The organism is Variovorax sp. UC122_21 (assembly GCF_044056785.1).
Taxonomy (GTDB): domain Bacteria; phylum Pseudomonadota; class Gammaproteobacteria; order Burkholderiales; family Burkholderiaceae_C; genus Variovorax.
Genome location: NZ_CP172004.1, coordinates 6,058,135 through 6,079,741 on the forward strand (window position 1 = coordinate 6,058,135; position 21,607 = coordinate 6,079,741).

The window sequence follows — 21,607 nt, forward strand, 5'->3', positions numbered from 1 at the left end:
ACCGCTGCTCTTCTTCATCCATCGAGGCCCCTCATGAAACCCAGCGCCCCTTCCCATCGCCTGCTCGCCCTCTGCGTGGCGGCCCTCTGCCTGGCCGCCGGCGACGCGGCCCGCGCCGAAAGCCAGTACGGCGCGGGCACCGGCACCATCACGGCCCAGGCCAAGGTCAACCTCAGCGTGACGGTGCCCAAGCTCATCCTGCTGCGCGTGGGCGCGGCCAACACCGCCGTCGACACGCTGCGCTGGAGCTCGGCGCTGGAGATCCCCGCCGTTCCCACGCCGGCCCTGGCCGACACCACCAACACCGGCGTGGACTGGAACGGCGCGGCACCGGCCGCGAGCGTCGCCACCGCGGCCGGCGCCGACACGCTCACCGTCTACGCCTGGACCAATGCCGGCACCGGCACCATCCATTGCGCGCTCGGCGCCTGGAACACCACGGGCGGCCCGGCCGACGCCAACTTCACGGTCACCGCCGAGGGCACGCTGCCGCACCCGGGCGCGAACCTGGGCGCCTGCGCCTCGACCGCGTTCCCGTCCAACATGGTGGCCACGGGCACCTGGACCTACTCGCTCGGCGGCGCGCCGGCCGGCTGGCGCGCCAACACGTACACCAACACCATCACCTACACCGCGCAAGGCATCTGATGCGCCCCCGCCCGGCCCAGGCCCTACTCGCCGCCGCGCTGCTGGCCGCGGGCCTCGCCGCGCCCGCGGAGGCCGTCGTCACGACGGTGACCGACGTCGGCCTGGTCTATGCGATCTCGGTGCGCGTGGGCGCGGTCAGCGGCGTCGACACGGTGGCCTTCCACGTCGCCGGCAACAACGTCGGCCTGGCGCCGGCGCCGGTGGCGGGCTCGCCGGTCATCGAGGTGTCGGTCACGCCGTTCCGGCCCGCGAATTCGTCGTCCACGGCGCGGCCGGTGACGCTGCGCGTCGACTCGACGCCCGGCCTGGCCTGCCAGTCGGGCGGCTGCGGCGCCACCCTCATCCCGTTCAGCCAGATCGCCTGGACCGCCAGCAACAACGGCGCCGCCGCCACGGGCGACATCCAGAGCGGCCGCTTCGACGGCGGCGCCAACCAGCAGATCGCGAGCTTCAACGCCAACGCGACCTTCTGCTCGGCGCCGGTGCTGCTGCTGTGCCTGGGCTACACCTACCGCTCGAACGCGATCAGCGCGACGCGAATGCAGTTCAGCTACGACAACGACGTCCTCTATCCCGCGGGCAACTACCGCGGCACCGTGCGCTTCACGGCGTCGATGGAGTGAAGCGCATGCGGGCATCGATCGTCCCATGCGCCGCGCTGCTGCTGCTGGCGCTGACGCCGCCGGCCGGCGCGGGCGTCGCTCGGCTGGACGACTCGGCCTCGCCGCGCGCGCGGGTCGACACCGACTTCCGCCGCGCGCAACCGGTCGACGGCATCCGCTTCGACCTGCCGTTCGGACGCATCGAGTACCGGCTCGCGACCGCGCCCTACGTCGGCCGGCGCGCGCGCATCTTCTACGTGATCCCCGCCGCCATCCCCGGCCTGCGCTCGCCCGCGGGCATGCAGCTGCAATGGCGCAGCCACGGCGCCTTCGCGAGCGCCAGCGGCCGGCCGGGCGACCGCGTGCCGGTCTGGAGCGGCACCGTCGCCACCGCCTGGATGAACGAGAGCTTCGAGCTCACGCTGCGCCTCGATCCGCGCGAACTGCGGCTGCCGCCGGGGGCTGCGCTGCGCTTCGAATCGATCTTCGAAATCGAGACCCTGCCATGACCCAGCCTTGCCCCACGCACGCGCTGCGGCGGCGCGCCGCCACCTTCGCCCTGCTGCTGGCTTGCATCGGCGGCGCGGCGGCCGCGCCGTTCGAGATCGCGGTCTCGCCCTCGCGCTTCGAGCTGTCGGGCCGCGGCGGCACGCGCCTGGGCCAGTCGCTGGAGATCCACAACCTCGCGCCGGTCGCGACCGAGGTGACGGTGCGCACCATCGACTGGCACTACTCGGCCGAGGGCCGGATCAGCTACCACGACGACCTGCAGCCCGGCAGCTGCCGGCCCTGGGTGGCGCTCGAGCGGCGCAGCGTGCGGCTGCCCGCGCGCGGCAGCCGGGCCTATCGCTTCCAGATCGAGCCGCCCGCGGGTTCGCCGCGCGGCGAATGCCGCTTCATGATCGCGATCGAAGGCAGCGAGCCCGCGCAGCAGGCGCTGATCCAGGGCGGCGGCGCCAGCCTGAGCCTGCCGGTGACGGGGCGCATCGCGGTGGCCGTGTACCTCGCGCTCGACGGCGCCGAGCCGCGGCTCGACCTGCAACGGATCGCCAGCGGCGACAGCGGCGGCCAGCGCCGCATCGCCGTCACCGTGGCCAACAGCGGCGACGCGCACGGTCGCCTCGAAGGCAGCCTCGAGGCCGTCGACAGTCGGGGCCACGCCTTCGCGCTGGTGCCCGAGGGCACGCCGATCCTGCCCGGCCAGACCCGCACGCTGGCGCTGCTGCCCCAGGGCGAAGACGGCCGCGCCGCGCCGCAGCCCGCCTACCCGGTGAAGGCCGGCGGCACGCTGGACTGGGAGGGCGGCAGCTTCAAGCTGGAGGCGACGCTCGAATGACGTCGCACATGGCCCTGCGCGGCACGATGGCGGCGGCGTGCCTCGCGCTCGTCGCTTCCGCGCGGGCCGAGACGGCCACCTCGGCATCCGGCTTCGACGTGCCGCGCAGCGCGACGGCCAGGCTGGACTTCAGCCTCTCGATCCAGAAGTTCCTGTTCTTCGGCGTCGGCGCCAGTCCCTGGCCGGCGCAGAGCAATGCCGTGGGCACCGTGCGCTTCGTGCTCGCGCCGTCGATCCCGCCGGCCGGCGTCGCGCCCGTGGCCGGCAGCCGCAGGGCCGTGGACTGGCCCGGCGGCGCGCCGGTCTTCGCGGTCACGGCCTCGGACCACGTGCTGCCCGTCGAGGTGCGCAGCAATGCCGGTCCCATCGCCATCCGCGCCGAGGCGAGCACGCCGCTGTCCAACGGCAGCCACACCATCCCGATGTCGGAGATCACCATCGCCTCGAGCAACCCCGGCCTGCCCGCGCCGCCGGTGCCCGCCAGCGGCATCGGCGGCGCCGCGATCGTCGCGGGCACGGGCTTCTCGAATCTCGTGACGCTGCAGAAGGCCAGCTGGACCTTCGGCTATGCCAACAGCGCGAGCCGCAGCGCGGGCAGCTACAGCGGCGTGCTGCGGTTCACGGCCAGCACGCCCTGAACGCGGGCCTGAACGCGGGCCTCAGCGCGGCAGCGCTTCGACTTCGCGCGTCCAGCGGTCGATCAGCCGCTTGCGCTCGGCCGCCTGGCCGTACTTCTGGAAGTCGTACTTGATGAGCTTCACGCCGTCCATCGAGGGAATGCGCGGATCGGGCTTGAAGGTCTTGTTGGCCGGCGACTGCAGGCTGCCGGCCTTGGCGCCGATGGACTGGCCCGCGGGGCTCATGAGCCAGTCGTAGTAGCGCTTCGCGTTCTCTTTGTTGCGCGCGCCCTTCACCAGCGCGATGCCGCCGATCTCGTAGCCCGTGCCCTCGCAGGGCGCGGCGGTCTTGACCGGAAAGCCGTCGTGGCGCCAGCGCTCGAAGCCGAAGATGAAGCTCACGCCGACCGCCACTTCCCCCTTGGCGACGTTGGGCGCCTGGGCCTGGCCGCTGCGCGTGTAGCTGGTGACGTTGCGGTGCAGCTGCTTGAGGTAGTCGAAGGCCGCGTCCTCGCCCATCTGCTGCACCAGGCCCGCGATGATGGTGTAGGCCGTGCCGCTGGTGGCGGGGTGCGAGATCTCGATCTCGCCCTTGTAGCCGGGCTTCACGAGGTCGGCCCAGCAACGCGGCTCGGGCAGCTTCTTTTTCTTCAGCAGCTCGGTGTTGAAGCCGAAGCCCATCGCACTCGTGTAGAAGCCGCCGACCATGTTCTGCGACAGCGCGTACTGGCGCACGGCCCAGTCGTGCAGGTCGTTGATGTAGGCCGGGCGGTAGGGCTCGAGCAGGCCCTGCTCGGCCGCCTGCAGGAAGGGATCGCCGGTGCCGCCCCACCAGATGTCGGTCTTGGGATTGGCGGCCTCGGCGCGCAGCTGGGCGCCGATCTCGCCCGTGCCCTTGTGGGCCTGCAGCACCTTGATGCCGGTCTCGCGCGTGAACGCGGCGGCCGCGGCCTCGCACCAGCCGGCGTCGGTGCTGCACAGCGCGTTGACCGTGCCCTGCGCTCCCGCATGCGACGCGAAGGCCAGCAGGGCGGCGGCCGCGCCGAGCGCGGCGAAGGTGCGGGTGAGGGCGAAGGGGCGCATGGGGGATCTCCTCGGGGGCTGGCGCCCAGGATAGCGCCGGCGCGCGCGGGCGCCGACAGGGTTCAGTCGGTTGCCAGCAGCGGCGGAAGATGCTCGGCCAGCCAGTCGATCACCACGCGCGTCTTCAGCGGCAGGTAGCGGCTGCGCGCGCGGATCACGTGCAGCGCGAAGCCGAAGGGCCGCGGCTCGTCGAACACCCGCACCAGCGTGCCCGCCGCCAGCGCCTCGGCCGCGAGCCAGGCCGGCAGCCGCGCGAGCCCCATGCCGCCGATGGCGGCCTCGAGCAGCACCTCGGCGCTGTCGCAGCGCAGCCGCGCCGGCAGCAGCACCTCGGCGACGCGATCGCCGGCATGGAAGCGCCAGGCCGAGGCCGCGCCGTCGCGCGCGTAGAGCACCGCTTCGTGCGGCGGCTTCAGGTCCTCGATGCCTTGCGGACGGCCGCGCTCGGCCAGGTAGGACGGCGCGGCGCACAGCACCATCCACTGCATGCCCACGAGGCGCGCGACCAGCGCCGTGCTGTCGCCGAGATCGCCGCTGCGGATCGCGAGATCGAGCCCCTCCTCCGCGAGGTCGACGAGGCGGTCGCTGAAGCCCAGTTCGAGCGAGAGCTGCGGATGCCGGCGCGCCAGCGCCAGCAGCAGCGGCCCGATCTTGAGCCGCCCGAGCATGGCCGGCATGCTGACCCGCACCACGCCCGAGGCCGTGCTGCGCGCCGCATCGGCCAGGGCCTCGGCGGCCTCGAGCTCGGCCAGCGCATTGCGGCAGCGCTCGTAGTAGCCATGGCCCTCCTGGGTGAGGCTCTGGCTGCGCGTGGTGCGCAGGAACAGCCGCGTGTGCAGCCGCGCCTCGAGCCGCGCGATGCTCTTGGCGACCGCCGAGCGCGTGACGTGCAGGCGCTGCGCGGCGAGCGCGAAGCTGCCGGCCTCGACGGCGGCGACGAATTCCTCGATGCCTTGCAGGCGCTGGCTCATTGGCGAATTTCAGGCAACAAATCTCGGAAAATTATCCACCACCGACGCCTGAAGAGCGTCAATAGCATCAGGCCTTCTTCTTTTCGCGGAGGCCCTTCATGCCCGAAACCACCCTGCGCCGCTGGCAACTTCCCGCCTACGGCCGCGCCCATCTCGAACAGGTCCGGGCGCCCTTGCCCGCGCCCGGCCCCGGCCAGATCCTGGTGCGCGTCGGCGCGGTCGCGCTCAACTACCGCGACCTGCTGATGACCGAGGACGGCATGGGCATGCCGCTCGCGCTGCCGTTCACGCCGGGCTCGGACATGGCGGGCACGGTCGAGGCGGTCGGCGACGGCGTGCGCCGCTTCGTGCCCGGCGAACGCGTGATCAACACCTTCTGGAACGGCTGGATCGACCACCACTGGCCCGCCCATGCCGTGCCCGCGGGCGGCCCCGGGCCGGGCATGCTGGCCTCGCACGTGCTCATCGACGCCGAGGCGGCCGTGGCCGCGCCCGCGTCGCTCTCGCTGGCCGAGGCCAGCACCCTGCCCTGCGCCGGGCTCACGGCCTGGTTCGCGCTGGCCGAGCTCGGCGCGCTGCGCGCGGGCCAGACGGTGCTGATCCACGGCACCGGTGGCGTGGCGCTGTTCGGGCTGCAGATCGCGCGGCTGCATGGGGCGCGGGCCATCGTGGTGTCGGGCAGCGCCGACAAGCACGAGGCCGCGCGCGCCCTCGGCGCCAGCCACGTGCTGGCGCGCGACAGCGACTGGCCCGCCGAGGTGCGGCGCCTGACCGGCGGGCGCGGCGCCGAGCACGTGCTCGAGCTCGCGAGCGGGCCCAACCTCGACCGCTCGCTGCAGGCCTGCGCCCAAGGCGCGCGGGTGTCGGTCATCGGCATGCTCGAAGGCACGACGCTCGACGCCTCGTTCTACGGCCTGGTGCTCGGCCGCGTGACGGTGCAGGGCATCGGCGTGGGCCACCGGCGCGCGCTCGAGGACCTCGTGCGCGCCGTCGACGCCAACGGCCTGCGCCCCGCGATCGCCGCCAGCTACGGCTTCGACGCGCTGCCGCGGGCGCTCGACCACCTCGCGCGCGGCGCCTTCGGCAAGATCGTCGTGACGCCCTGAAGCCGCGCGGCCCTGGCGCCGCGCGGAAAACCGCGGCGTTTTCGTGAACAGTTGCCCGCCTTGCCCGATCCGGTGCGGGCATCCGAAGCCTTCCTCTTCCTTTCCCGTTTCAGAATCCGCGCGCGCCGGGTCTCCCCGGCGTTTTCGTTGGCATCCAGAACATCAAAAGAGAGGAAATCGAACATGGAACGCAGGGACTTCAGTGCACCGCAGAAATGGACCGCCGAATTCATCGGCACCTTCTGGCTCACCTTCGGCGGCTGCGGCAGCGCGGTGCTCGCGGCGGGCTTTCCGGAACTGGGCATCGGCTTCGCGGGCGTCGCGCTGGCCTTCGGCCTCACGGTGCTGACCGGCGCCTACGCGCTCGGCCCGATCTCGGGCGGGCACTTCAACCCCGCGGTCTCGATCGGCCTCGCCGCGGCCGGGCGCTTCCACCCGGCGCAGCTCCCGGCCTACATCGTGGCGCAGCTGCTGGGCGCGATCGCCGCCGGCGGCCTGCTCTACCTGATCGCCACCGGCAAGGCCGGCGCGCAGCTCGGCGGCTTCGCCACCAACGGCTACGGCGAGCACTCGCCCGGCGGCTACAACCTGATGTCGGCGCTGCTGATCGAGGTGGTGCTCACGGCCGTGTTCCTGGTCGTGATCCTCGGCGCCACCGGCCGCCGCGCGGCGCAGAACTTCGCGGGCCTGACCATCGGCCTGTGCCTCACGCTGATCCACCTGATCTCGATCCCCGTCACCAACACCTCGGTGAACCCCGCGCGCAGCACAGGCGTGGCGCTGTTCGGCCCGGTCTATGCGATCGAGCAGCTGTGGCTGTTCTGGCTGGCGCCGATCGCGGGCGCCCTGATCGGCGCGCTGATCTACCGCGGGCTGCGGCTGCGCGGCAACGGCGGCAGCGGAAGCGGCGACAGCACGCACTGAACGCGCGGCGCGCATACGACAAAAGGGGAGGCATCGCTGCCTCCCCTTTTCTCATGGCGCCGAAGCGCGGGTCGCTCAGCTGCCGGTGGCCGACTTCACCAGCGGCGCCGAGGTCGACTGGCCGATCGACTCGGTGCCGCTCGGATGCGAGGCCGCGTAGGCGCCGGCCTGGATGTCCGACACCGGCGTCACCGAATTCATCGCGGGCGCGCTGGTCGACTGGCCGATGGACTCGGTGCCGCTCGGGCGCGCGGCAGCCATGGCCGCTGCCTGGATGTCGGCGCTGGCGGGCGAGTTCATCTGCAGCGGGTGGTAGTCCGAACCGTCCATCTTTTCCTGGGCCGATGCGGTGATGGCGCCCGTCGCCGCGAACGCGGCGAAGGAGGCGACGGCGAGAAGCTTGAAAGAAGTGCGCATGCGTGTTCTCCTGGTCACAGGTTGTCCCGGCCTCGTGCCGGCGCCGACGGGCGCGCGGCAGGCCTGGACGCACTCTATGCAGGCCGACTGAGGGCAGCGTGAGTAAAGAGTTACGCGAGCCTTAGCGGGCGTTGCGCGCCGCTTCGACGACGTTCAACGAATTTCTGACACCGCCTTGCGCCGGCTGGCACGAAGGCATTCATTCATTCGCCGGCCGCGCCCACCTCGCCGTACGGAATGCGCCCCTCGCGCTCGGCCTGCGCCGCGAGCGCGCTGACGCTGTCGCGCGTGAGCCCCGGCTGCGCGCGCTCCATCGGCGGCGCGGTCTCCTGCGACAGCATCGGCGAGGCAGTCGCGGTCTGCGTGGCCTGGGCGGCATCGCGCGCGAAGTCGGCGCGCGAGCGCTGCGACTGGAACTGCAGCGCGTGCTCGGAACCGTCGGCCTCGTCGGCCTGCGCGGCCACCATCGGTGCCAGCGCCACCACGGCGCCGGCGGCCGCGATGAGGGCGAACCGGCGCGAAGAAAAGAATGCGATCTGCATGGCGAACTCCTTGAATGCGGGCTCGCGATGGCCGCGACATGCGGCCCCTCGGCCCTGGAGATTCACTTAGGGCCTGTTAACCCTATTCAAGGGGTCGCGAAGCTCGCCAAAGCCCGCCCATCAAGGCGCGTGACGACGCGTGTGCGTCCGCACACGCTAGGAGCGCAACGCCGAGGGGCGGGCTTTGGCGAGCTTCCCTCCGGGTTGCCCCGCCAAGGGGCCGTCTGCGGCGTTGCCCGCGCTTGCAAGGCGGACGCCTTGCTGCGCACGGGCGCCTTGCATCCAGCCCCTTGGCGGGGCAACGCGACCCCTTGAATAGGGTTAACAGGCCCTAAGCCGCGAGTCTCAGCAGGGGCTGAGCAAAAACTTCGCAGCGCGTGAGGGCCGCTACGGCTTCTCCGCCTCGGGCTCGGCCGGCAGGTGCACGCGCGCGCGCAGGCCGCGCCCGTGCTCGCGATTGCTCAGCTCGATGCGCAGCCCGTTGCGCTCGGCCGCGGTGCGCGCGATCGCGAGCCCCAGGCCGCTGCCGCCGGCGGCCGCGCCCGGCACGCGGAAGAAGCGGTCGAACACGCGCGCCATCGCATCGTCCGGAATGCCCGGCCCGTTGTCGAGCACGTCCACCACGCCGTGGCCGTCGACCGCGTGCAGCTTCACGTCGACCACGCCGCCTTCGGGCGCATAGCGCAGTGCGTTGTCGATCAGGTTGTCGAACACGCTGCGCAGCTCGGCCGCGGGCGCGAACACCACCGGCGCGATGCTGCCCTCGAAGCCCACGTCGACCCGGCGCGCATCGGCCAGCACCATGAGCTGGCTCACGCTCTCGCGCAGCAGCACCTCGATGTCGACCGCCTCGCGCGCCGTCGCGCGGCGCGGCGCGTCCTGGCGCGAGAGGCTCAGCAGCTGCTCGATCAGATGCTGCGCGCGCGTCACGCCGGCCTCGAGCTGCACGAAGCGCTCGGTGGCCTCGCCGGCCGGGATGTGGGCGCGCAGGTTCTCGATCTGCAGGCCGATCGCGGCCATCGGCGTGCGCAGCTCGTGCGCGGCGTCCTGCACGAAGCGGCGCTGCGTGGCGAAGGCGCTGCGCACGCGGCCCAGCAGGTGGTTGAAGGAGGCGACCAGCGGCGCGATCTCGTCGGGCACGCGCGCCAGCGGCAGGTCGGTGGGACTGCGCTCGTCCTGCGAGGCCACGTCGCGCGCCACCGCGCGCAGCGAGCGCGAGGCGGCCGAGACGATCAGCCACAGTGCGAGCAGCGCCACCGGCAGCAGCAGCGTGATCGGCAGGCCCTCGAGCAGCGCGCGGCGCAGGGCACGGCGGCGCCGGTAGTCCTCGTTCTGCAGCACCTGCACGCGCCGCTGGTCGGCATGCGTGCCGGGCTCGGCGGTGAAGGCGCGCCAGTGGGCCCAGGCCTGCGGTCCGGTGCGCAGGTCGCCGAAGCCCGGGCGGGGCTGCAGCGGCATCGGCAGGTCGGGCCAGGAACTGCTGAGCAGCCGGCTGCCGTCGGGGCTCCAGATCTGCACCACGAAGGCGCCGCGCTCGAGCACGGCCTCGCTGTTCAGCAGGCGCGGCGTGCGCGACTGGTCGCCGCCCGCGTACGACTCGGCCACCAGCCGCATCTGGTCGTCGAGCGCGTTGTGCACCAGGTTGCCGTAGGCCAGGAACGAGAACCAGGCCGTGAGCACCGCCGCCGCGAGGTGCAGCGTGATGAGCCACAGCAGCAGTTGGGTGCGCAGCGAGCGCGGCCGGCGCCAGCCGCCCGTGCCGGCGCTCACGCGGCCACGCGCCAGCCGAGCCCGCGCACGTTGCGGATCGACTCGGCGCCGAGCTTGCGGCGCATGCCGTGGATCAGCACGTCGATCGCGTTGCTCGTGACCTCCTCGCCCCAGCCGTAGATGCGGTTCTCGAGCTGCTCGCGCGAGAGGATCGCGCCCGGGCGTTCGAGCAGCGCATGCAGCAGCGCGAACTCGCGCGCGGTCAGCGCCTCGCGGTTGCCGTTGACGACCACCTCGCGCGTGGTGAGGTCGAGCTGCAGCGCGCCGCTGCCCACGAGCGAATGCGCGGCGCCGTCGCGGCGGCGCACGATGGCGCGCATGCGCGCGAGCAGCTCGCGGAATTCGAAGGGCTTGAGCAGGTAGTCGTCGGCGCCGAGGTCGAGGCTGTGGATGCGGTCGTCGAGGCCGTCGCGCGCCGTGAGCACCAGCACCGGCGTGGCATCGCCGCGTTCGCGCGCGCGGCGCAGCACCTCGGTGCCGTCCTGGCGCGGCAGGCCCAGGTCGAGCAGCACGCAGGTGTAGCCGCCGTCGCCGAGCGCGCTCTGCGCGAGCTCGCCGTCGCGCACCCAGTCGGCCGACCAGCCCGCTCCCTCGAGCGCCTGTTTCAGGCTGCGCCCGATCATTTCATCGTCTTCCACCAGCAGAACGCGCATCGCAGCGACTCCTCATATCACGCAGAAAGCGCCGCACCGCCTCGCGGCACGGCCGTGCGCCAGGGGGCATCGGGTCCGGGCCGCAAGGTAGCACGCGAACGGGATGATCGGTAGTGCCTGCGCCGCGGCGCAGACTAAGGGCGAATACTTAGACGGTGCTTAGGCGCCGTACCGCCCGAGGGGTCAGGCGCCGCTCAGGCAACGGGCCGCGCGACGCGCACCGCATGGCGTTCGCCGGGCGCGTCGGCGGTGAAGGCCAGAAGGCGCAGCGCCTCCTGCTCGGCGCCCTCGCGCCCTGCCTTGGGCCAGCGCGCGAAGGGTTCGAGCACGGCGGTGGCGGCGCCCTTCGCACGCTCGATCTTCCAGGTGCCCGCGACGAAGCCGTCGATCAGCACCGTGCCGCGCACGATGCCATTGATGGTGAACACGCGCGGGCGATGCGCCTCGTCGAGCACGCGGCCGCGATCGTCGTGCGCGAGCAGCAGGTTGTCCCACTCGGCGAGCAGCCGCGGCGGCGCGGGCGTCGCTTCGTCGGGACGCGGCGCGCGCGGCAGGTCGAACAGCGTTTCGCCGTGCGGGCCTTCGAAGCGGCGCAATCGCGTGCCGAGCCGCTCGGCCACGGCCTTCCAGCCCGTGAGGCCCGACCACGCGCCGGCATCGGCCAGGGTCGCGGGACCGAAGGCGGCGAGGTAGCGCAGCAGCAGGTCGTCCTGCGTGGCACTGCCCTCTTCTTCCTCGTTCTTGCCGAGCCAGGTGCCGAGGCGCTGCAGCAGCGCGTTCTGGTGCGAATTCCAGCTGCCCGCCGGCGGCAGGTGCACCAGCGGCAGGTTGTTGCGGATCAGGCCGGCGAGCGAGGCCGGTTCGCTGCGCGGCCAGCGTTCGAGCAAGGCCTGGCCGAGTTCGGTGCTGGTGCGTGCGCGCTCGTCGAGCAGTGCGCGGCCCATGGCCAGAGCCTCGGCGCGGTCGACGCCTTCGAGCGCGCGCTTGTGATTGCCCAGCAGGCCGCGCTGATGCGCCGCATCGAGCAGCGGCCGCCAGGCCAGCGCATCGCGCGCGCTCACCAGGTGCAGGGTCGCGCGCATCATCGACAGCCGCACCACGCGGCGCCGGCGCAGCGCCTCGGTCAGGGCTTCGCGCGGGAACTCCTCGAGCCGGCTCCAGAGGCCGACATAAGGGCGGATTGGGTGCCTGCGCCTGCAGCCCCGCGAGGCGCTCGATGGCCTGCGCCACCGGCAGGCGCTGGCGCGCCAGCAACATCTGCCGCGCCAGCGTGGCGCGGTTCAGCGCGCGCAGGCTCAGAACTTCTCGTGCGGTGCCAGATAGCGCCATTGACCCAGCGGCAGGTTACCGAGCATGACCTTGCCGATGCGCACGCGCTTGAGCCCCACCACCTTGAGGCCGACCAGCTCGCACATGCGGCGGATCTGGCGCTTCTTGCCTTCGGTCAGCACGAAGCGCAGCTGCTCGGGGTTCTGCCATTCGACGCGCGCGGGCTTGAGCGCCTGGCCGTCGAGGCTCAGGCCGTGGCGCAGCTTGGCGAGCATCGCGGGCGGGAACACGGCCTGCACATTGGTCGTGACCGGGTCGTCGTCGTCCATGCGCACCAGCTGGCCGGTGGGCGCGGGCTGGCCCAGGCCGTGGTAGGCCACGCGCACCAGATACTCCTTCTCCATCGTCGAGTCCTCGCCGATCAGCTGGCGCGCGACGCGGCCGTCCTGCGTCATCACGAGCAGGCCGATGGAATCGATGTCGAGCCGGCCGCAGGGCGCGAGGCCGCGCAGCTGCTGCGGGTTGAAGAAGAAGCGCGCGTTGTCCTCGGCCCAGCGGTTGGCGGGCGTGAACAGCGTGACCGCGGGCTCGTGGCCGTCCTCGGCCTGGCTGCTGACGTAGCCGATGGGCTTGTTGATGAGGATGGTGACCTGGTTGGCCTGCTGGCCCTTGGCCGCCTTGTCGATCTCGATGCGGTCGGCGGGCGTGACCTTGACGCCCATCTCGGCCGGCTTGCCGTTGACCTTGACCCAGCCGTTGGCGATCCATTCGTCGGCCTCGCGTCGCGAGCAGATCTTGAGTTCGGCCATGCGCTTGTTGAGCCGCATGGGGCCGTCGGCCGAGGCCTGCGCGGACTGCGGCGCCGGTGCGCGGCGAAAGGAGGACGGACCGTTGGAAGGAGGAGGCGCGGGCATGGCCGATTATCGCCAGCGCGCAAGTCGTAAGCCTTTTGTCCGGCTTGCGCCGCCTGCGAGGCTGGTGCTATCGTGGCGGCAAGCGCGAGTTGATCGCGCCCTTTTTGGGGGATTCCCAAATGAGCACCACACGCAAGTACCACTACGCCATCGTCATCGGGCGCTTCCAGCCCGTCCACTTCGGTCACCAGAGACTCATCGAGGAAGCCGCCCGCGCGGCCGATCGCGTGATCGTGGTGGTCGGCTCCGACCGCACGCCCCGCAGCGTCAAGAACCCCTTCACCTTCGACGAACGCGAACGCATGGTGCGCGCCTGCCTGCGCGGCGGCGACCAGATGCGTGTGAGCGTGGTCGGCGTCGGCGATTCGCCCTACAACGACCAGCTGTGGATCGCGTCGATCCAGTCGGCGGTCGAGCGGCTGATCGTGCAGGACGGCCTCGCGCCCGCGCAGGCCAGGGTGGCGCTGGTGGGGCACCTCAAGGACGCCTCGAGCTACTACCTCAAGCTGTTCCCGCACTGGGAGTTCGTGGGCCAGCACAACGTCGAGAGCCTCAACGCCACCGACGTGCGAAAGCTCTACTTCGATCCCGAGAACCGCGGCCAGCTCGCGCGTGCCGATCTGCCCGAGGGCAGCGCGGCCTTTCTCGAACGCTTCGCATCGACGGCCGACTATGCCGAGCTCTGCGAGGAGCGCGCCTTCCTCGCTGACTACCGCGACAAGTACCGCTACGCGGGCAGCGACTTCCCGCCGATCTACACCACGGTCGACGCGGTGGTGGTCGAGGCCGGCCACATCCTGATGGTGCAGCGCAAGTTCCATCCGGGGCGCGGCACCTGGGCGCTGCCCGGCGGCTTCGTGGGCCAGCAGGAGCGGCTGCTCGATGCGGCGGTGCGCGAACTCAAGGAGGAGACGCGCCTCAAGGTGCCGGTGCCCGTGCTCCACGGCAGCATGAAGGGCAGCCATGTGTTCGACGCGCCCGAGCGCTCGCAGCGCGGCCGCACCATCACGCACGGCTTCTTCTTCGAGCTCGCGCACAACCAGTGGACCGGCCTGTCGGACGTGCGCGCCGACGACGACGCGGCCGCGGTGCGCTGGGTGCCGATCGCCGAATTCCTCGGCATGCAGGAGCGGGTCTACGAAGACCACTTCTTCATCGCCAATCATTTCCTGGGTGGCCTGGGCAAGTCCTGAGAGAACTGGCCCGCGCCTTGTCAGCAAGAACGGCCCCGGTTGACGGGTGCCACCGTGAAAGGAGCTTTCACATGAACCGCACGCTCTCTCCCTCCCTCGGCAGCAACCTGCTGCTGCGCACCGACTCCTACAAGGTGTCGCACTGGATGCAATACCCGCCGGGCACGCAGACGGTGTTCAGCTACATCGAGTCGCGCGGCGGGCTCTTCAGCCATTCGCTGTTCTTCGGACTGCAGGCCTATCTGCGCGAATACCTGCAGACGCCGGTGACGCGCGACGACGTGGACGAAGCCGCCGCGCTGATGGCGGTGCACGGCGAGCCCTTCAACCGCGAAGGCTGGCTGCGGCTGATCGAGAAGCACGGCGGGCTGATGCCGGTGCGCATCCGCGCGGTGCCCGAGGGCAGCGTGCTGCCGGTGCACAACGTGCTCGCGACGATCGAGAACACCGACCCGGAGTTCTTCTGGGTCACGAGCTTCCTCGAGACCGAGCTGCTGCGCGCGATCTGGTACCCGACCACGGTGGCCACGGTCTCGGCCGCGGCCAAGACGACCCTGCTGCGCTACCTCGAGGCCACCTGCGACGATCCGCAGGGCCAGATCGCGTTCAAGCTGCACGACTTCGGCGCGCGCGGGGTCTCGAGCCTCGAATCGGCCGCGCTCGGCGGCATGGCGCACCTGGTCAACTTCATGGGCACCGACACGCTGAGCGCGTTGTTGGCCGCGCGTCGCTACTACGACTGCGACGTGGCGGGCTTCTCGATCCCCGCGGCCGAGCACAGCACCATCACGGGCTGGGGCCGCGAGCACGAGGCCGATGCCTACCGCAACATGGTGGCGCAGTTCGGCAAGCCGGGCGCGATCTTCGCGGTGGTGAGCGACAGCTACGACATCTTCAACGCCTGCGCCCGCCTGTGGGGCGATGCGCTGCGCGAGGAAGTGATCCGCTCGGGCGCGACGCTGGTGGTGCGCCCCGACTCGGGCGACCCGGCCGAGACGACGCTGAAGGTGGCGCAGATCCTGGCCGAGCGCTTCGGCACGACCACCAATGCCAAGGGGTTCCGGGTGCTGAACAACGTGCGCATCATCCAGGGCGACGGGGTGACGCTCGATTCATTGCGGCTGTGCCTGTCGAACTTCTTCCACAACGGCTTCTCGGCCGAGAACATCGCCTTCGGCATGGGTGGCGGGCTGCTGCAGCAGGTGAACCGCGACACCATGCAATGGGCGATGAAGTGCTCGGCGATGCAGGTCGATGGCGAATGGCGCGACGTCTACAAGGCGCCCGTGGGCGACACGAGCAAGACCTCGAAGAAGGGGCGGCTGGTGCTGGCTTCTTCCGCCGATGGCGAAGTGCGTACGCAACGTGCCGAGCAAGTTCTGGAGCCTGGGCAGGTCGATCTGCTCGAGACCGTGTATGAGAACGGGCGGATCGTTCGGGAGTCTGGCTTCGAGGCTATCCGGGGGCTGGCTGCTTCTGGGGTGGGGCGGTTGGTTACCTCTCGGGCGCCGCTCTGATTCTTTGTTGTGGCCGGGGGCGCGTGCACAGGACAGCGGGTACTTCCCTCCGCGAATGTCCCCCGCCTTCGGCTCCTCCTTTATTTCGCTGCGGGAAGCACCCACTGCCCTGTGCACGGAGGCGCAGCGGTGGTGCGGACGGTTCAACAACGATTGCGTCCAGGCTCACGTCGATGGGGTACTCCCCGCAGCGAAATAAAGGAGGAGGCCGCAGGCCGGGGGACATTCGCGGAGGGGAGTACCCCATCGGCGTGAGCCCGTCCCGAACCGTGGAACGCCCGTCGGAGAGCCCGCCCCGAACCGTGGAACGCCCGACGGAGAGCCCGCCCCAACCCATGGAACGCCCGTCGAGCAACACTGCCACAAGCCCTAGCCATAATCCGCGCAGACCGCCGAACACATGACCAAACTCCTGATCCTCAGCGTGAGCGCGGGCAACGGCCACGTGCGGGCCGCCCAGGCCCTTGCCGCCACCGCCCAATCCCTCGACCCGCCCTGCCCGGCGGTCCACATCGACGCCATGGCCCACGTGCCCGCGGGCTTTCGCAAGGTCTACACCGACTGGTACATCCAGCTCGTGAACCGCGCGCCCGAGCTCTGGTCGTACCTGCACCAGCGCACCGACACCACGCCGCACCACGCGCCCTCGCAGCGCATGCGCCGCGGCATCGAGCGGCTGAGCACCGTGGCGCTGGTGCGCGAGATCCGGCGCGAGAAGCCCGATGCGGTGATCTGCACGCACTTCCTGCCGGCCGAGCTGCTGATGCGCGAACGCAACCGCGGGCGCATCGAGTACCCGGTGTGGCTGCAAGTCACCGACTACGACCTGCACAACATGTGGCTGGTGCCGGGCATGACCGGCTACCTCGCGGCCACCGAGGAGGTCGCGTTCCGGCTGCGCGCGCGCGGCATTCCGCCGAGCGCATCCACGTCACCGGCATTCCCGTCATGCCCGCCTTCTCCGAACCCGATGCGCTGGAGCGCGACGCCTGCGCCGCCGCGCTCGGCCTCGATCCCGCGCGGCCGGTGCTGCTGATGGTCTCGGGCGGCGCCGGCGTCGGCGACCTTTCGAGCATGGTCGAGCGCGTGCTCGCGCTCGGCGCCGGCGACGAACCCGGCGGCCGCTTCCAGGTGATCGCCGTGGCCGGCCGCAATGCCGAGATGCACAGCCGGCTGCAGGCCCTCGCCGCGCGCCATCCGGGCCGCGTCGTGGCCGTCGGTTTCACCAACGAGATGCACAAGCTCATGGCCGCCTCCGACCTCGTCGTCACCAAACCCGGCGGCCTCACGGTCTCCGAATGCCTCGCGCTCGGCAAGCCCATGCTGCTGATCTCGCCGATCCCCGGCCAGGAGGAACACAACGCCGGCTTCCTGATGGAGGAAGGCGCGGGCTGGCTCGCCTACGACGCCATCGGCCTCGAGTACAAGGTCGCGCGGCTGATGGCCGATCCGGCCAAGCTCGCCCACATGGCCCAGCGCAGCAAGGCGCTGGGCAAGCCACGGGCCGCGCGCGCGGTGCTCGATCGCGTGCTGGGGCCCTCGGCATGAGCTGGAGAAACGAAGACCGGCCCACCGTGGGCCGCACGCTGGTGTACCTGCTCTGGGTCGTCACCATGGCCTTCTTCTTCGCCAATGCCGAGATCCAGATCGAGGGCGGCGCCGGCTGGGCCACCTCGCTGCCGACCTGGCGCATCGAGAACAGCATCTGGCTCGACATCTTCTGGGGCGGCCGCGCGATGACCGGCTACCACGCCTGGGTCTTCACCTTCATGGCGCTGGTGTTCTTCTCGCCGCTGGCCTTCTCGGGCCGCTGGAAGCTGCGCGACTGGGGCCTCGCGCTCGCGGGCCTGATCGTGTTCTGGGTCTGCGAGGACTTCCTCTGGTTCCTCATCAACCCGGCCTTCGGCTGGGACAACTTCAACCCCACCAAGGCCTTCTGGCACAAGCACTGGATGTGGGGCGCGCCGGTCGATTACTGGGGCGGCCTCGCGGTCGCCGCACTGATCCTGGTGCGCCGGCACTGGCCGCGCCGATGAGCCGCGCGAACATCGTGCGCCGCATGCGCGAGGCCCGGCGGGCGCAGCGCGAGGCGCAGGCCGCGCCCGTAGAGCGGCCCGACCACTGGGCCGATCCGCTCGAAGCGCTGGGCGTGGAGAACCTGCACCGCCTCACGCCCACGCTCTACCGCAGCGCCCAGCCGCGCGCGAAGGACGTGGCGGCGCTGCAGTCGCTCGGCATCCGCACCGTGGTCAGTCTGCGTTCCTTCAACGACGACCGCAAGGTGTTCGCGGGCCATGGCATGCGGCTGGTGCGCGTGCCGATCAACACCTGGGACATCGACGATGCGAAGGTGCAGCGCGCGCTGCACGCGATCCTCGACGCCGAACGGCACGGGCCGGTGCTGATCCACTGCATGCACGGCGCCGACCGCACCGGCGTCGTCTCCGCCGTCTACCGCATGGCGCTGCAGGGCTGGGACAAGGAGGCCGCGCGCCAGGAGATGCTGCGCGGCGGCTACGGCTACCACACGCTGTGGCGCAACATCCCGCGCTACATCGAGCGCGTGGACCCCGGGAAGATGCGCCACGCGCTGGCCCAGGCCCCCGCGACACCGGCGGTTCCGGGGCTGTCCTGAAGGCGCCAGCAGGCTTCGCGGCCCGCTCCTATACTGGCCCGCGCCGGCCCCCGGCGGCCGGTCGCACCCACCTTCCGCACACGCTTCATCCGCTTCACAAGGGGCATCCGCCATGGCACTCCAACTGCGTTCCCTCGTCCGTTCGAACGGCGAACTCGAGCTCTCGCTGCACGACGAACCCATCCCCGAACCGCAGGCCCACGAGGTCGTGATCCGCGTCGAGGCGGCGCCGATGAATCCCTCGGACCTCGGCCTGCTGTTCGGCGCCGCCGACATGACGACCGCCAAGGCCTCGGGCAGCGCCGAGCGCCCGGTCGTCACCGCCACCGTGCCCGAACGCGCGCGCCCCGCGATGGCGGGCCGGCTCGACCAGTCGATGCCCGTGGGCAACGAGGGCGCGGGCACGGTCGTGAAGGCCGGGTCTTCGCCCGAGGCCCAGGCCCTGCTCGGCAAGACGGTGGCCGCGATCGGCGGCGCCATGTACTCGCAGTACCGCGCGGTGGCCGTCGCGCAATGCCTCGAACTGCCCGAAGGCACCGCGCCGGCCGATGGCGCATCGTGCTTCGTCAATCCGCTGACCTCGCTCGGCATGGTCGAGACCATGAAGCGCGAAGGCCATACCGCGCTGGTCCACACAGCAGCCGCCTCCAACCTCGGCCAGATGCTCAACAAGATCTGCCAGAAGGACGGCATCGCGCTCGTCAACATCGTGCGCAAGCCCGAGCAGGAAGCACTGCTGCGCGGCCTCGGCGCCAAGTACGTCTGCAACGCCGCCTCGCCCACCTTCCTCGACGATCTCACGCAGGCCCTGGTCGAGACCGGCGCCACGCTGGCCTTCGACGCCACCGGCGGCGGCAAGCTCGCGGGCCAGATCCTCGGCTGCATGGAAGCGGCGCTCAACCGCACCGCCAAGGAATACAGCCGCTACGGCTCGACCACGCACAAGCAGGTCTACATCTACGGCGGCCTCGACCGCGGCCCGACCGAGTTCGTGCGCAACTTCGGCATGGCCTGGGGCATGGGCGGCTGGCTGCTGTTCCCGTTCCTGCAGAAGCTCGGCGCCGAAGGCACGCAGCGGCTGCGCGCACGCGTGGTGGCCGAGCTCAAGACCACCTTCGCGAGCCGCTACACGCGCGAGGTCTCGCTGACCGAGGCGCTGCAGCTCGATGCGATCGGCGTCTACGGCAAGCAGGCGACGGGCGAGAAGTTCCTGCTCAATCCCAACAAGGGCATCGCGGCCTGAGATAGACGAAAAAAAGGGCGACCCTCGCGGGTCGCCCTCTGGGGCCGTCAACGTTTCACGAGGTCGGCCATCTCGCCCGCAGGCACCACGGCGTAGTGGTCGAACTGCATCGCGTACTGCGCGCGGCCCGAGGACAGCGCGCGCAGGTTGCCGATGTAGCCGAACATCCGCGCCAGCGGCACATGGGCCTCGACCACGATCGCGTTGCCGCGCATCGCCTGGCCGCGCACCATGCCGCGCCGCCGGTGCAGGTCGCCGATGCAGTCGCCCACGTGCTCGGCGGGCGTGGTCACTTCCACGGCCATCACCGGCTCGAGCAACTGCGGCCCGGCCTGCGCCGCCGCTTCGCGGAAGGCCGCGGCGGCCGCGAACTCGAAGGCCATGGCCGACGAGTCGCGTTCATGGTGACTGCCGTCGAGCAGCGTGGCCACGAAGTCCACGCAGGGATAGCCGGCCAGCACGCCCGACTGCGCGGCACGGCGGATGCCGGCCTCGATCGCGGGGATGAACTCGCGCGGGATCGCGCCGCCCACCACCCGGTTCTCGAACGCGATGCCTTCGCCGCGCCCGCGCGGGGCGATGCGCAGCCTCAGCTCCGCGAACTGGCCCTGGCCGCCGTTCTGTTTCCTGTGCACATGGTGCACCTCCGTTTCCTTCGATACAGTTTCACGGCAGGCGACCTGGGGCCGTCCCACCGACACTTCGACGCCGAAGCGCTCGCGCAGCTTCTCGATCGAGACCTCGAGCTGCAGCTCGCCCATGCCCGACACGATGGTCTGGCCCGACTCGGCGTCCTGCCGCAGCCGCAGGCTCGGGTCCTCGCGCAGCAGCACCTGCAACGCCTTCGCCAGCGCCTGCTGGTCGGCCTGCGCCTTCGGCTCGATCGCGACGTGGAGCACGGGCTCGGGCACGCCGATCTGTTCGAGCTGCACCGGATGCTGCCGGTCGCACAGCGTGTGGCCGGTCAGCGTGTCCTTCAGCCCGACGATGCCGGCGATGTCGCCGGCCACCAGTTCGTCGCGTTCGATGCGGTCGCCCGCCTGCACCTCGTACAGCCGCGCCGCGCGTTCGATGCGGCCGGTGGTGGCGTCGAGCATGCTGTCGCCGCGCCGCAGCCGGCCGCTGTAGACACGCACGAACACCATCGCGCCGTGGTCGTCGCTGGCCGCCTTGAACGCCAGCGCCGCGAACGGCGCCTGCGGATCGCAGGGCAGCGCCACCTCGCCGGGCTTCGGCAGCCAGTCGACGATGGCGTCGAGCAGCGGCTCCACGCCGCGGTTGCGGAAGGCCGAGCCCGCGAGCACGGGCACGAAGGCACCGGCCAGCACGCCCTTGCGGATGCAGTCGCGCAGCACCTCGACCGGGAGCGCCTCGCCGTTCAGGTAGGCCCCCATCGCGGCCTCGTCCTGCTCGACGGCGAGCTCCACCAGCCGCGCGCGCTGTTGCAACACGGTGGCCATCAGCTCGGCGGGCACCTCGGTCACGCGGTACGGTCGGCTCGCATCGTCGAGGTCCCAGACCAGCGCGCGCAGGCCCAGCAGGTCGACCACGCCGCGGAAGTCGCCTTCCGCGCCGATCGGCCACTGCACCGCCACGGCCTTCACGCCCAGGCGTTCTTCCATCATCGCGACCACGCGCGGGAAGTCCGCGCCCAGGCGATCGAGCTTGTTGACGAAGGCGATGCGCGGCACGCGATAGCGGTCCGCGAGGCGCCAGTTGGTCTCGGTCTGCGGCTCCACGCCGGCCACGCCGTCGAACACGACCACGGCCCCGTCGAGCACGCGCAGCGAGCGGTTCACCTCGATGTTGAAATCGATGTGGCCGGGCGTGTCGATCAGGTTGATCTGGGTCGCGTTCCACTGCAACGTGATGGCGGCGCTGCTGATGGTGATGCCACGCTTGCGCTCCTGCGCATCGAAGTCCATGCGCGCGGTGCCGCGGCTCACGTCGCCGATGCGATGGCTCTCGCCCGCGTAGAACAGGATGCGTTCGGTGGTGGTGGTCTTGCCGGCGTCGACGTGGGCAATGATGCCGATGTTGCGCAGGTTCCTGGGTGTGTGGGTCATGGCGAATCTTTCTTTCTCTGGCTCGAAGCACGGCTTCGAGAGCCTGGTGGGCATGTGCCGGCCCCCAGGCGGAAAGGATTCGCCTGGAGGCTAGCGACGAA

At 71.2% G+C, this 21,607-nt stretch carries 21 protein-coding genes and 1 pseudogene; 13 read left to right on the forward strand and 9 right to left on the reverse strand.

The window, feature by feature from the left end; all coding sequences use genetic code 11:
• Positions 1 to 33 precede the first annotated feature (33 nt).
• Genes ACHMXE_RS41280 through ACHMXE_RS41300 form a run of 5 tightly spaced genes read left to right on the forward strand, consistent with a single transcriptional unit; the run spans position 34 to position 3,224 of the window.
• Positions 34 to 648 (forward strand): hypothetical protein, encoded by a 615-nt coding sequence (locus tag ACHMXE_RS41280; RefSeq protein ID WP_395349277.1) that lies wholly within the window; start codon positions 34 to 36, stop codon positions 646 to 648.
• A complete protein-coding gene (locus ACHMXE_RS41285; protein ID WP_395349278.1) occupies positions 648 to 1,271 on the forward strand; it encodes a hypothetical protein in 624 nt (207 codons plus the stop codon). Before ACHMXE_RS41280 ends, ACHMXE_RS41285 begins: the two co-directional genes overlap by 1 nt.
• A 5-nt stretch (positions 1,272 to 1,276) precedes the next feature.
• The gene (locus ACHMXE_RS41290; protein ID WP_395349279.1) at positions 1,277 to 1,759 is read left to right on the forward strand and encodes a hypothetical protein; all 483 of its coding nucleotides are present in this window, start codon (positions 1,277 to 1,279) and stop codon (positions 1,757 to 1,759) included.
• Positions 1,756 to 2,586: a hypothetical protein gene (locus tag ACHMXE_RS41295; RefSeq protein WP_395349280.1), complete on the forward strand. Its 831-nt coding sequence runs from the start codon at positions 1,756 to 1,758 to the stop codon at positions 2,584 to 2,586. Before ACHMXE_RS41290 ends, ACHMXE_RS41295 begins: the two co-directional genes overlap by 4 nt.
• On the forward strand, positions 2,583 to 3,224 hold the full coding sequence (locus ACHMXE_RS41300) for a hypothetical protein (RefSeq protein ID WP_395349281.1): 642 nt from the start codon (positions 2,583 to 2,585) through the stop codon (positions 3,222 to 3,224). Before ACHMXE_RS41295 ends, ACHMXE_RS41300 begins: the two co-directional genes overlap by 4 nt.
• A gap of 21 nt (positions 3,225 to 3,245) precedes the next feature.
• On the opposite strand, the gene ACHMXE_RS41305 is transcribed toward ACHMXE_RS41300, so the two are convergent.
• Together ACHMXE_RS41305 and ACHMXE_RS41310 are read right to left on the reverse strand one after the other, a co-directional pair.
• Positions 3,246 to 4,286: an ABC transporter substrate-binding protein gene (locus ACHMXE_RS41305; RefSeq protein ID WP_203203868.1), complete on the reverse strand. Its 1,041-nt coding sequence runs from the start codon at positions 4,284 to 4,286 to the stop codon at positions 3,246 to 3,248.
• A 62-nt stretch (positions 4,287 to 4,348) separates the two neighbouring features.
• Positions 4,349 to 5,257 carry a LysR substrate-binding domain-containing protein gene (locus ACHMXE_RS41310; protein WP_209540554.1) on the reverse strand — a complete coding sequence of 303 codons (909 nt, stop codon included), beginning with the start codon at positions 5,255 to 5,257 and terminating at the stop codon, positions 4,349 to 4,351.
• A gap of 98 nt (positions 5,258 to 5,355) precedes the next feature.
• Between ACHMXE_RS41310 and ACHMXE_RS41315 the strand changes: the two genes are divergently transcribed.
• Complete coding sequence (locus ACHMXE_RS41315; RefSeq protein WP_209540553.1) at positions 5,356 to 6,363, forward strand: NAD(P)-dependent alcohol dehydrogenase; 1,008 nt, start codon at positions 5,356 to 5,358, stop codon at positions 6,361 to 6,363.
• A gap of 183 nt (positions 6,364 to 6,546) precedes the next feature.
• The gene (gene aqpZ / locus ACHMXE_RS41320; protein ID WP_395349283.1) at positions 6,547 to 7,287 is read left to right on the forward strand and encodes an aquaporin Z; all 741 of its coding nucleotides are present in this window, start codon (positions 6,547 to 6,549) and stop codon (positions 7,285 to 7,287) included.
• Positions 7,288 to 7,362: 75 nt separating this feature from the next.
• Here the strand turns inward: aqpZ and ACHMXE_RS41325 are convergent, their stop codons facing one another.
• The 6 genes from ACHMXE_RS41325 to ACHMXE_RS41350 form a co-directional block, all read right to left on the reverse strand.
• The gene (locus ACHMXE_RS41325) at positions 7,363 to 7,704 is read right to left on the reverse strand and encodes a hypothetical protein (protein WP_203203864.1); all 342 of its coding nucleotides are present in this window, start codon (positions 7,702 to 7,704) and stop codon (positions 7,363 to 7,365) included.
• A gap of 203 nt (positions 7,705 to 7,907) precedes the next feature.
• Positions 7,908 to 8,246: a DUF4148 domain-containing protein gene (locus ACHMXE_RS41330; RefSeq protein ID WP_203203863.1), complete on the reverse strand. Its 339-nt coding sequence runs from the start codon at positions 8,244 to 8,246 to the stop codon at positions 7,908 to 7,910.
• A gap of 387 nt (positions 8,247 to 8,633) precedes the next feature.
• Positions 8,634 to 10,016 (reverse strand): sensor histidine kinase, encoded by a 1,383-nt coding sequence (locus ACHMXE_RS41335; RefSeq protein WP_395349285.1) that lies wholly within the window; start codon positions 10,014 to 10,016, stop codon positions 8,634 to 8,636.
• Entirely contained in the window at positions 10,013 to 10,669 is a 657-nt protein-coding gene (locus ACHMXE_RS41340) for a response regulator transcription factor (RefSeq protein ID WP_057593551.1), read from the reverse strand. The genes ACHMXE_RS41335 and ACHMXE_RS41340 overlap by 4 nt, the downstream gene beginning before the upstream one ends.
• A 194-nt stretch (positions 10,670 to 10,863) precedes the next feature.
• Positions 10,864 to 11,850, reverse strand: a complete 987-nt coding sequence (locus ACHMXE_RS41345) for a winged helix DNA-binding domain-containing protein (protein WP_395353027.1) — start codon at positions 11,848 to 11,850, stop codon at positions 10,864 to 10,866.
• 114 nt (positions 11,851 to 11,964) lie between these two features.
• Positions 11,965 to 12,765, reverse strand: a complete 801-nt coding sequence (locus ACHMXE_RS41350; RefSeq protein WP_057593553.1) for a pseudouridine synthase — start codon at positions 12,763 to 12,765, stop codon at positions 11,965 to 11,967.
• A gap of 206 nt (positions 12,766 to 12,971) precedes the next feature.
• Here ACHMXE_RS41350 and ACHMXE_RS41355 point away from each other — a divergent pair, with 206 nt between their 5' ends.
• The 6 genes and pseudogenes from ACHMXE_RS41355 to ACHMXE_RS41380 all read left to right on the forward strand — a co-directional run bounded on the left by ACHMXE_RS41355 (position 12,972) and on the right by ACHMXE_RS41380 (position 19,440).
• On the forward strand, positions 12,972 to 14,045 hold the full coding sequence (locus ACHMXE_RS41355; protein WP_395349286.1) for a bifunctional nicotinamide-nucleotide adenylyltransferase/Nudix hydroxylase: 1,074 nt from the start codon (positions 12,972 to 12,974) through the stop codon (positions 14,043 to 14,045).
• A gap of 71 nt (positions 14,046 to 14,116) precedes the next feature.
• The gene (locus ACHMXE_RS41360; protein WP_395349287.1) at positions 14,117 to 15,562 is read left to right on the forward strand and encodes a nicotinate phosphoribosyltransferase; all 1,446 of its coding nucleotides are present in this window, start codon (positions 14,117 to 14,119) and stop codon (positions 15,560 to 15,562) included.
• A gap of 400 nt (positions 15,563 to 15,962) precedes the next feature.
• Positions 15,963 to 17,110: pseudogene (locus ACHMXE_RS41365) on the forward strand (glycosyltransferase).
• A complete protein-coding gene (locus tag ACHMXE_RS41370) occupies positions 17,107 to 17,598 on the forward strand; it encodes a hypothetical protein (RefSeq protein ID WP_093355197.1) in 492 nt (163 codons plus the stop codon). The pseudogene ACHMXE_RS41365 and the gene ACHMXE_RS41370 overlap by 4 nt, the downstream one beginning before the upstream one ends.
• Complete coding sequence (locus ACHMXE_RS41375) at positions 17,595 to 18,197, forward strand: dual specificity protein phosphatase family protein (protein WP_395349288.1); 603 nt, start codon at positions 17,595 to 17,597, stop codon at positions 18,195 to 18,197. The genes ACHMXE_RS41370 and ACHMXE_RS41375 overlap by 4 nt, the downstream gene beginning before the upstream one ends.
• 112 nt (positions 18,198 to 18,309) lie before the next feature.
• Positions 18,310 to 19,440, forward strand: a complete 1,131-nt coding sequence (locus tag ACHMXE_RS41380; RefSeq protein ID WP_395349289.1) for a zinc-binding dehydrogenase — start codon at positions 18,310 to 18,312, stop codon at positions 19,438 to 19,440.
• Between the two features lie 47 nt (positions 19,441 to 19,487).
• On the opposite strand, the gene fusA is transcribed toward ACHMXE_RS41380, so the two are convergent.
• Positions 19,488 to 21,506 carry an elongation factor G gene (fusA, locus tag ACHMXE_RS41385; protein WP_395349290.1) on the reverse strand — a complete coding sequence of 673 codons (2,019 nt, stop codon included), beginning with the start codon at positions 21,504 to 21,506 and terminating at the stop codon, positions 19,488 to 19,490.
• Positions 21,507 to 21,607: the final 101 nt, after the last annotated feature.